The sequence below is a fragment of the Spirosoma sp. genome (assembly GCF_048594605.1).
Lineage (GTDB): Bacteria > Bacteroidota > Bacteroidia > Cytophagales > Spirosomataceae > Spirosoma.
This window is the reverse complement of sequence record NZ_JBMDWV010000284.1, coordinates 1-2,046: the sequence shown is the minus strand read 5'-3', so window position 1 is coordinate 2,046 and position 2,046 is coordinate 1. Positions and strand designations below refer to the sequence as shown.

Sequence of the window (2,046 nt, the reverse complement as noted above, 5' to 3'; positions counted from 1 at the left end):
CGACTGATAAATAGCCGCCAGCATATGCGATGTACTGCCTTTTCCATTTGTGCCCGCTACATGGATGCTACGAAACTGCTGGTGCGGATTGCCCAACGCATCGCATAAGGCAAGCGTATTGCCCAATCCAGGTTTTATGGCTTTGGCACCAATTCGATGAAAAACAGGGAGCCGACTATATAAATAATCGATCGCTTCCGGGTACTGCATTTACTTAGAGGTGATGATAAACGTAATGGTTCCGGTTGCGGTGGCAGGCGTCGCATCTCCTTTACGACGAAGACGAATCCGCTGAACAGCCTTCCGATATACTTCGACAACCGATGGACTAACCGTAGTTTGCTGGGTCCGGACGCTTAATATTTCGCCGTCACCATCCACGGTAAGTTTAAAAACTATTTTGCCCGTTTCATCCGAATCATCATTTACATTCGGCTTACTAGCCATTGACCAACCCGATACGTCAAAAGCCACACCAGTAGCTGCACCGCCTGGCGTACCATAGAATTCTTTTGCATTAATTTTGCCGTTGGGGTTTCCCTTGTCACCTACCCCATTGGCGTCATCCCCGTTGTTGTTGCCTCCGGTGCCGGAGGCTTTCCCTATGGTGCCATTCGAGCCCCCCCCGCCCGACGACTTTTTGAAAAGTGCATCATTATTAACAGTCTCCACTTTTTTCACCGGAGCCGGGGGAGCAGGCTTCTCAACCGGGGCCGTTGCTTTGGGTGATTCGACCCGCTTCGGTTCCGGACGCTCCGGTGTGGTAACCGGACTTTCGGCTTTACTGGCAATAATTGGTTTCTCCGTCGCTACTTTCGCCGGTTTGGCCTCCTCCACTTTTGGTACGGGCGTAACGCGCGTTCGCTCAACTCGGGGAGGAGTATTCTCTTTGGGTTCAGGTCGTTTATCGGCCGGTTTCTTTTCTTCTGCGTCCAGCGATGGCGACGGTTTGTTACGCGTCTGAATCCGGCCGCTGCCGCGGTTGTCGAGACCAAAATTAACCTCGACAAACTGAATCGGCGGTGGGTTGGGAATCGTCTGGGACAGATGAACGAATAACAGGATCGCCACAATCACTACGTTAATGATAGCGGCACCTGCTAGTGATTTTACCCGGATGTCGTCCTCATTCTCGAACGTAATACGGTTCATAAATCAGGGGTGGTTTAATTAGCTCTGGTACTATAACGCTACGTTCGGCTGCTTCGTTTATATGTACCTTATTCGCTTTGCTACTCTTTTTTAGCAAAGTAACACAAAATACTAAATAGTTGTCAGGCGGCTCATTCACTTTACAAATTATGTTTGTATTCCCAATCGTTTTTTATATCGTATGCCTGTTCTTCAACCGATCGTCAATCTGGCTGAGCTTCTTCATCAGAAAGGAATTACTGACATTGTCGTTTGCCCTGGTTCCCGCTCAGCTCCCCTGACGCTGGCCGTGGCCAGGCATCCAAAGTTACGGGTGCGGGTTATGGCCGATGAGCGATCAGCAGGGTTTGTTGCGTTAGGCATGGCCCAGCAACGTAAAAATCCTGTAGCAATTATCTGTACGTCGGGCAGTGCTACGTATAACCTGGCCCCCGCTGTGGTTGAAGCTTTTTTTCAGCAGGTCCCTCTTATTCTGCTTACAGCCGATCGTCCCCATGAATGGTTGCATCAACAGGACGGCCAGACCATCAACCAAATCAATCTTTTTGGGTCTCACGTAAAGCGCAGTTATGATTTGCCCCCCGATTATACGCATCCTGATGTCCGCTGGTTTATCGAGCGGTCCATCAACGAAGCCGTTACATTGAGCCGACTGACTCCAGCGGGACCAGTGCATATAAACGTACCCGTGCGGGAGCCATTTTACCCGGCTATTGATGAATCGTTTCAATACGGTCCTGTACGGATGATCGATACGTTAGCTGCAACCCCTACTTTATCGAGCGAAACCTGGCATGCCTTGCTAAACGAATGGGACGATACCGCACGAATACTGATCGCCGTAGGGCAACTACCTAGAGACCCGACCTTACTGGACGTGTTGCACAAAATAAG

At 50.1% G+C, this 2,046-nt stretch carries 2 protein-coding genes and 1 pseudogene; 1 reads left to right on the top strand and 2 read right to left on the bottom strand.

Translation table 11 applies throughout. The features are described from left to right. Positions 1-210 (bottom strand): annotated as a pseudogene (locus ACOJS8_RS16950) (bifunctional folylpolyglutamate synthase/dihydrofolate synthase); the annotation flags it as partial. Further along, a complete protein-coding gene (locus ACOJS8_RS16945; RefSeq protein ID WP_420149729.1) occupies positions 211-1,152 on the bottom strand; it encodes a hypothetical protein in 942 nt (313 codons plus the stop codon). It abuts the pseudogene before it with no gap. A 181-nt stretch (positions 1,153-1,333) separates the two neighbouring features. Between ACOJS8_RS16945 and menD the strand changes: the two genes are divergently transcribed. Further along, positions 1,334-2,046 (top strand): 2-succinyl-5-enolpyruvyl-6-hydroxy-3-cyclohexene-1-carboxylic-acid synthase (gene menD / locus ACOJS8_RS16940; RefSeq protein ID WP_420149728.1); only part of this gene is annotated, 713 nt, incomplete at its 3' end.

Coding starts and splice junctions, on each gene's coding strand:
- ACOJS8_RS16945 (WP_420149729.1), bottom strand. CDS start 1,152: ATGAACCGTATTACGTTCGAGAATGAGGACGACATCCGGGTAAAATCA.